Raw genomic sequence first — 7,568 nt, 5'->3', positions numbered from 1 at the left:
AATGGTGGCTCTCAAAGTCCGGACAGGTGGCTCAGAGAGCCCCGGAATAATCAGAATGAGCATAAAACTCCATTAATTCAAATAAAGTAAGCACCCCAAATTCATAACCTGCATAAAGAACTACATAAGGTTGTACTTGTGGCATATAGTTTTTTAATATAACAGGCAATGATTTTCCTAAATATTTTTCACCTTCTGGCAATAAGATATAAAGTTGATAAAACAGATAGCCAAATAATACACATACAATATGAAATAAAATCATATTGAGTTTTGTACTCTTAAAATCTTCTATTTTCCAAAAATCTTTTAATTGCCTATAATCTTCTTCTATTTCTGGTCGCAATTCATAAATACGGACAATTTCCTTTGCTGATTTAGTAATGTCTGTGGTTATAAAAACAAAATAATTATCAAATTGTTTATCCCAAACAACGCAGGTATTTATAGGAACATCATTTTCGGGAGTATCACTGTCCCAGTACATTCCCATACCTTCAACTAAAGATATAACTTGATTTTTTCTTTTAAAATTAGGGTGTGGTTTCCAGATGTTTTGTTCTTTTGCGCTTAAAATAGCTTGTTGATAAGCTACCATATTCTTCCTTAAAGGGATATATGTGTCTACGTTTCTTTCTACTTTAAGAAAATTCATCAATTCTCTTGACATAAAGCCTCTGTCATTAATTAAAATATCCCCAGGTTTCAATACAGGAGAAGTTCTAACCATTTCTTCACTTAGGTTTAGATCATGGCTTTGGATACTTCCAAAACGTATATCTTCAATTAAACCAACATCTTTAACAATTCCTCTAAGGGTAGCAAGTTTATAACCTCTTGTAAGTTTATTGTCGCGCTTACTATGGCTTATTCCCGACATTTCATAATTGGAATTTTTAAAATTTACTTCTAAATCAGTACAGTCTAATATGTGTATATTAGGTTCTATATTTAATAGAGGGAGAATACCTTTTTGAATTGTGTAAATATAACCATTTATAAATAATTCAGCGTCATATTTTCCTAATAAAAATCTTAAACTTCCTTCTTGCATTAACCCATTCTTTAAATTACCAGAGTCATCTATAAGAGTATATCCTAACTCAGCTAAAGTTTTATGGTCATTAAGAGCGTAAGGAATGTCAGTAAGACTTGTCTGAACACGCATTTTAGCCGCAATAGCACTAGCCCAAATTAACTTATAAGGTATTGTTGTGTTATCTGCTCTGAAATCTGGTATATATTTTTCTAAGCAGTTAAAAATATTACATGAATTTATTTTCAATATAATATCGTCAATTAAATTTGTAGTGCTAAGGGCAACAGCGTCCAGTTGACCATTGCGTATTTTATCAAGGATATTTTCTTGATTATACTTGCACAATCTAATCATATTCTCACCTCCTTCCTTACTTTTATTATACTATAAGTATATTAAAAAGTCTACTATTAGAGCAACTTTCGATATTCCAACAGTGTAACAAATTCATTGTATAGTTGTACAATAAGGAGAGATAATCATATGGTTCTAATAGGGGCGAAAATCAAGGAATTACGCAATTCATGTAAATTTACACAAAAAGAATTGGCTGATTTAGTTGGTGTAACAAAATCTACTATTGCGGCATATGAGAACGATAGTCGAACACCGTCTTTTGAAGTGTTAATAAAACTAGCCACTGTTTTTCATGTTACAACAGATACTATATTATTAAATCGTTCTGGTTCGATTTTAGAAGTTGACGGATTAACACCGGAACAAATACACATTATAAAAATTATTATTGATAGTTTTTGCAAAAGTAATCTTGTCACAAAGGCATTTGAGGATAATTCATTGGATATTCTTGAAACAATGTTGAATTTTAAAAGAATTGCTGACGAACAGGAACCTTTAATAGAAAAAAATATGTTGGAATTATCGTCTGACCTAAGTAAAATAATAAAAAAGAAGAAAAAGAAATAACTCCCCATTTTGAATATTAGGGAGTTATTTTACTTTACGAATTGAAGTTTTTCACAAAACTTTCGTAAAAAACCGGTAGGCATTATCAAAAGAAAGTTTGTCTACGATCTCACGGCTGATCCCATGTTCCACCAGATATTCTCCGTATGCCGCAGCACCATAAGGAGTGCCAATGGATGGATCACAGGTAACTCCGCCGTCCAGATCCATGCCCCAGGCGATCACATCTTCTCCTCCAAGTTCTAACATACGGTCAATGAGACGAAGGAGCTGCTCCTTCTGCCCGGCTCCCAGGTCATCCGGCTCTGTAAGAAATCTGGAATAAATATTGATCCCGCAAAGGCCTCCTCTTGCCACGATCTCCTTAAACTGGTCATCCCGCAGATTGCGGCTGTGACTGCACAGGGAACGTAAATTCGAGTGGGAAGCTACAAAGGGTTTAGTAGAACAGTTTAACAGATCTTCAAAACCTGCATCATTTAAATGGGAACAGTCTACGATCATCCCCACTTCTTCCATACGGCGCACAGCTGCTTTTCCAAAATCTGTAAGACCCATTTCTGACTGGGAACCGCTTCCCAGTTCATTGATCCCGTTCCAGGTCAGTGTCATCATCTTAAAATTCAGTTTTGCAAAATGATCTACATTTTCCAGTTTTCCGCCAAGTGCGGCACCACTTTCAATCGAACGGATAAACGCCCATTTTCCTTCTTTTAATATCCTGTCCAGATCAGACATATCTTCTACTAAAGCCGCCCTGTCTGCAACCTTTCCCACAGCCTCTGTCATATATTCATAATATCCATTGGTAAAATCCACTGCTTCCTGGCCTCTTAAATGATCAGGAAGCCACACAGCCAGAAATTGGACTGCTTTTTCTAAGTTTTCCTGTCCCTTCATGGTAAACTGGGTGGTACTGTTATCAAAGGTTTCATTGTGTTTTTTTAATGCTTCAATGGTATCGCAGTGTAGATCAAAAATCTTCATTCTATCCTCCCCAAATCGCGCCTGGCGAACTTCTCTTTATAGTTTACACTGCCCCATTAAAAATTAAAACCCCTGTTTTTTTGCACAGGACTCATCAATCATCTCATACAGCTTTTTTAATGCTTCCCTGATCCCTCCAACTTCTTTAATAAGACCTGCATCTACTGCTTCCTGTCCTACCAGCACGGTTCCCAGATCCCTTGCCAGCATTTTTGTATTGTGCATCAAAGCCTTTAACTGGTCGTAGGCAATATCTGCATGGGAAGAAACAAAATTTAAGATCCGGTCCTGTATCATTGCAAAATACTCATAAGTCTGGGCTGTTCCAATGACCGTCCCGCTCATACGGACCGGATGTACGATCATGGTCCCCGAAGGCACGATAAAAGAATAATCCGAAGCAACTGCCAGAGGAACCCCAATAGAATGACTGCCTCCTAAAACAAGGGAAACCACCGGAATACTCATAGACGCGATCATCTCCGCAATAGCAAGCCCGGCATCTACATCACCGCCGGAGGTGTTTAAAAGCACTAAGAGTCCCTCCACTGTGGCATCATCCTCAATCTGAGCCAGTGCAGGAAGCACATGGTCATATTTTGTCGTCTTGGAACCGCCTGAAGCATTTTCATGTCCTTCCACTTCTCCAATGATGGATAAAAGATGGATCTTTCTCTTTTTTTCATTTCCGTCCAAAGTCATCTGCCCCCAGTTTTTCAGGTGGGTATCTTCTTTCTCTTCAATCTCTTTTTCCTGAAGTTTTCGCCCCTGTGACGGGGCTGCCGCTTTATTTTCCTGTTTTCCTTCTTTTTTGTCCTTCTGATTTTTACCCATAAAAAAGACCGTCCTTTCTGTATCTGTATTTACAGTTACATAAGGACAGTCTTTCCTGTTTTTTTATATTTTATTTATTATAGACCCACTATACAATGGTCCAGCCTCCATCTACTAACAGAAGCTGTCCTGTTACATAACTGGATGCATCTGATGCAAGGAACAGCATAGCACCGTTCAACTCGCCAGGATTTCCTCTGCGTCCCATTGGGCAGTTGTTGCGGATAGAAGCCTCATATGCTTCATTTGCAACCTTTGCAGACATTTCACTTGCAAAATATCCAGGACCTAAAACATTGACAGTAATGTTATTCTTTGCCCACTCTGCAGCCAGTGCCTTGGACATCATTAAAACTGCGCCCTTTGCAGTAGAATAACCGGAACGTGGAACACCGTTCATGGTTACCTGGCAGTGGAAGGAGCCGATGTTGATGATCTTTCCGTAGTTCTGGGCGATCATAACCTTTCCTACTTCTCTTGCAAAGAAGAAAACGCCGTCTACATTAGTCTTCATTACATTGTACCACTGGCCATCGGTAGTCTCTACAACAGGGGTTGCAAAAGAAGCTGCTGCGTTGTTGATCAGGATATCAATACGTCCGAATTCTTTTACAACCTTGTCTACGGAATTACGGATCTGTTCTGTATCAGTTACGTCACATGGCAGCACCAGACATTTTACGCCGTAAGCTTCTACTTCTTTCTTTACTTCTTCCAGGCGCTCTACTCTGCGGGCTGCGATGGCTACATTACATCCCTGCTCTGCCAGACAAAGCGCAAACTGACGTCCCAGACCGGAAGAAGCTCCTGTTACAACTGCATACTTGCCAGCTACATCAAAATAGTTTTTCATGATCTTATTTCCCCTTTCTGGATCTGATCTTTTAACAGGATCCTTGAAACCTTGCCATTGGCGTTTTCAGGAAGCTGTGAAAAGAAGATTACTTTTCTTGGCTTTTTATAACTTGCTATGTGCTTCTTACACCATGCCACAATATCATCTTCTGTCAGTTTAGAACCTTCTTTTAAGACGATACAGGCAGTGACCTGCTCTCCCCAGACCGGATCCGGCATTCCCAGCACACAGACCTGTTTTACATCCTGTTTCAAAGAAGCGATACAGTCTTCCACTTCTTTGGGATAGATATTCTCACCACCGCTGATGATCATATCGTGTTTTCTCCCTACCAGATATAAAAAACCTTTCTCATCCATATAGCCTATATCTCCGGTAGGATAATACCCGTCTTCTGTTCTGGTGCCCGGTACGGACATACTTTCTGAACAGAGGAAAGGGCTTTTGATCTCAATCTCTCCGCAGGCCTGACCATTGGTCTCATAGCCTTTTTCCGTAATGATCCTTACCTTTACCATTGGAAGGGGTCTTCCTGCGGAATTTAATACTTTCTTATCTAAAATACCTTTTGCACAGTCCCTGTGGTCTTCCGGCAAAAGAACGGACATACAGCAGCTTTCCGTTGCTCCATACGCCTGCTCTAACTGGCAGTGGAAATGCTCCATTGCCCGCACTACCGTAGTATAGTTCATAGGAGAACCGCCGTATACGATCTTCTTTACACTGTCAAAATGAAAGTTTTTCAGACGGCTGTCATTTAACAGTCTGGTCACCAGAGTCGGCACAAAACTGATCCTGGTGGTCTTTTCCCGTTCCATGACTGTCAAAAATTCTATCAAATCAAATCTTGCAAAAAATACCGTTGTACTTCCCACCATCAGGCTGGTTAGAACAGAAAGCCCTGACAGATGGAACAGATTGGCACTGGTCTGATAAATATCCTCAGGCTCCCATCTGGACTCCTTCATATAATCATACATGTAAGCGGTCATACCTGCATTGGTGTGGCCGATCGCTTTCGGTGTTCCCGTACTTCCGCTGGTAAAAAGCTGGATAACAATATCTTCCCCGTCCGGGTCTGCCGCCGGTACGGCAGGAACTGCTTTTTTATCATCTGTAAGATCCCTAAGATCTGCTTTTACAAAGGTCTCTTCCGGGATAAAGCTGCAGGCAGCCTCTAAAAGTCCCCTGTTTTCCTCATCACAGATGCGGATCACATAATTGTGGTTTTTTAAGATCACTGCCAGTTCCCTGGCAGAAAGCCGCCAGTTTACCGGGCAGGCGATGAGATTGCGGCGCATACAGGCAAGCATTAAAGCCACCATGTCAATAGAATTCTTTGACAGGATAAATACTTTCTGCTGCTCTTTTCCGCCTGCGATCTTATATAAATGATCTGCTATGTGGCAGCTCTTTTCATAAAGCTGTTTGTAGCTGATCCGTTCTTCCCCAAAGATCAGGGCTGTTTTGTTCTCATACAGCCTTACAGAACGTTCAAATACTTTCCACAAGCTCATTCTAATTCCTCACTATCGTTGTCTTTTCCTGTTTTTCCCATGTTGCTTAGTTTATATCTGAGAGTCCGGTCAGAAATTCCCAGATATTGGGCCGCTTTTTCTTTACGGCCGTTAAATTTATCCAGTGCTTCCTGTATAATGGCATCTTCCTGCTGCTTTAAATAAAGCTTCAGGTTATGAGGTACTTCTTTCTTGGGGTATTCTTCTCCCCGCTCTTCTGCCCGTACCTGTCCCACTCTTAAAGGAAGACAGTCTGCTGAAAGCTGGTCTCCGCAAAGAGCTACTGCGCTTTCAATGGCATTTTCCAGTTCCCTTATATTTCCCGGCCAGTTGTACTGATTTACAGTCTTCCAGAAATCAGCTGTGATCTCTGGTACCGGTTTTCCAAAGCTCTCGCAAAAACGTTTTATGAACTTTTCAGTAAGAGTTTTAAGATCTGCTCTCCTGTAGCGGAGAGGCGGCATCTCTAACTGGATCACATTCAGTCTGTAATACAGATCCCGGCGGAAGGTTCCATTTTCCACGCACTGCTCTAAATTAGCATTGGTAGCCGCGATCACCCTTGCCTTCATGGCAATGGGTTCATTTCCGCCTACCCGTTCAAAGCTGCGCTCCTGAAGTACATTTAAAAGCTTGGACTGTAAATGAAATGGCACCAGTCCGATCTCATCTAAAAAAATGGTTCCTTCTCCCGCTGCTTCAAATTTGCCGGGCTTCATGCGGATAGCTCCTGTAAAAGCTCCTTTTTCATAGCCAAACAGCTCACTTTCAAACAGTTCCGCAGGGATCGCTGAACAGTTTACATGAACAAAGGGCCTGTCCTTTCGCACACTGGTCTTGTGGATCCGCTTTGCCAGCATAGTCTTGCCGGTTCCGCTCTCCCCTGTGATCAGTATGGTGGTTGGATAATCTTTTACTTTTGCTACTACTTCTTCAATCTTCTGGACTGCCCGGTCTGCTGCAGGCAGGATCTCGTCTGCCGGCTGCTTCGTTTCTTTTTTCAGTTCTCTTTCGTTTTTCAGCAGTTCCCGGATCTTTTTCAGTATCGTATCAAGATCACAGGGCTTTTCAATAAAATCATCTGCCCCGTTTTTCATGGTCTGTACTGCACTGGAAATATCAGGCTCATCGCTCATTACGATCAGATACATTTCCGGGCAAAGTTCTCTGAGATAATGGATCTGGTCCATCTGACTGGTCTGCTCTAAATACAGATCCAAAAGCAGCATGTCGATCTCTTCTGTGGTACATTTATGGATCAGTTCTTCTGTTGTAGACACAGCGCTGACAGAAAAACCATATTTGGAAAGTCCGGCGCAAAACATGCGGTTGGCAATTTCAGAATGGTCCGCCACCAGTATCCGTTTCATGGTAAGTGTTTCTCCCATTTTCCTCTACCTCCGGTCCT

General features: G+C 41.1%; 7 protein-coding genes. 1 reads left to right on the top strand and 6 read right to left on the bottom strand.

What is annotated here, in order from left to right:
• Window positions 1-31: 31 nt before the first annotated feature.
• Window positions 32-1,393: a transposase gene (locus DW251_RS12280; RefSeq protein WP_118301309.1), complete on the bottom strand. Its 1,362-nt coding sequence runs from the start codon at window positions 1,391-1,393 to the stop codon at window positions 32-34.
• Between the two features lie 129 nt (window positions 1,394-1,522).
• On the opposite strand from DW251_RS12280, the gene DW251_RS12275 reads away from it, so the two are divergent.
• A complete protein-coding gene (locus tag DW251_RS12275) occupies window positions 1,523-1,966 on the top strand; it encodes a helix-turn-helix transcriptional regulator (protein ID WP_118301308.1) in 444 nt (147 codons plus the stop codon).
• A gap of 51 nt (window positions 1,967-2,017) precedes the next feature.
• On the opposite strand, the gene DW251_RS12270 is transcribed toward DW251_RS12275, so the two are convergent.
• The 5 genes from DW251_RS12270 to DW251_RS12250 all read right to left on the bottom strand — a co-directional run bounded on the left by DW251_RS12270 (window position 2,018) and on the right by DW251_RS12250 (window position 7,548).
• Window positions 2,018-2,953: a membrane dipeptidase gene (locus DW251_RS12270; protein WP_118301307.1), complete on the bottom strand. Its 936-nt coding sequence runs from the start codon at window positions 2,951-2,953 to the stop codon at window positions 2,018-2,020.
• 63 nt (window positions 2,954-3,016) lie between these two features.
• On the bottom strand, window positions 3,017-3,787 hold the full coding sequence (locus DW251_RS12265) for an ATP-dependent Clp protease proteolytic subunit (protein WP_021871343.1): 771 nt from the start codon (window positions 3,785-3,787) through the stop codon (window positions 3,017-3,019).
• 88 nt (window positions 3,788-3,875) lie between these two features.
• Window positions 3,876-4,640: an SDR family oxidoreductase gene (locus tag DW251_RS12260; RefSeq protein ID WP_021871342.1), complete on the bottom strand. Its 765-nt coding sequence runs from the start codon at window positions 4,638-4,640 to the stop codon at window positions 3,876-3,878.
• Entirely contained in the window at window positions 4,637-6,160 is a 1,524-nt protein-coding gene (locus DW251_RS12255) for an AMP-binding protein (RefSeq protein ID WP_021871341.1), read from the bottom strand. Before DW251_RS12255 ends, DW251_RS12260 begins: the two co-directional genes overlap by 4 nt.
• A complete protein-coding gene (locus DW251_RS12250) occupies window positions 6,157-7,548 on the bottom strand; it encodes a sigma-54 dependent transcriptional regulator (protein ID WP_021871340.1) in 1,392 nt (463 codons plus the stop codon). Before DW251_RS12250 ends, DW251_RS12255 begins: the two co-directional genes overlap by 4 nt.
• Between the last annotated feature and the right edge of the window lie 20 nt (window positions 7,549-7,568).

Source organism: Clostridium sp. AM22-11AC (assembly GCF_003473545.1).
In the GTDB taxonomy this organism is placed as follows: Bacteria; Bacillota; Clostridia; order Lachnospirales; family Lachnospiraceae; genus Enterocloster.
This window is presented reverse-complemented; position numbering and strand designations above follow the sequence as displayed.

What these genes read in the sequence shown, in the direction of transcription:
- DW251_RS12250 (WP_021871340.1), bottom strand. Translation starts at nt 7,548, where the DNA reads ATGGGAGAAACACTTACCATGAAACGGATACTGGTGGCGGACCATTCT.
- DW251_RS12280 (WP_118301309.1), bottom strand. Translation starts at nt 1,393, where the DNA reads ATGATTAGATTGTGCAAGTATAATCAAGAAAATATCCTTGATAAAATA.
- DW251_RS12255 (WP_021871341.1), bottom strand. Translation starts at nt 6,160, where the DNA reads ATGAGCTTGTGGAAAGTATTTGAACGTTCTGTAAGGCTGTATGAGAAC.
- DW251_RS12270 (WP_118301307.1), bottom strand. Translation starts at nt 2,953, where the DNA reads ATGAAGATTTTTGATCTACACTGCGATACCATTGAAGCATTAAAAAAA.
- DW251_RS12260 (WP_021871342.1), bottom strand. Translation starts at nt 4,640, where the DNA reads ATGAAAAACTATTTTGATGTAGCTGGCAAGTATGCAGTTGTAACAGGA.
- DW251_RS12275 (WP_118301308.1), top strand. Translation starts at nt 1,523, where the DNA reads ATGGTTCTAATAGGGGCGAAAATCAAGGAATTACGCAATTCATGTAAA.
- DW251_RS12265 (WP_021871343.1), bottom strand. Translation starts at nt 3,787, where the DNA reads ATGGGTAAAAATCAGAAGGACAAAAAAGAAGGAAAACAGGAAAATAAA.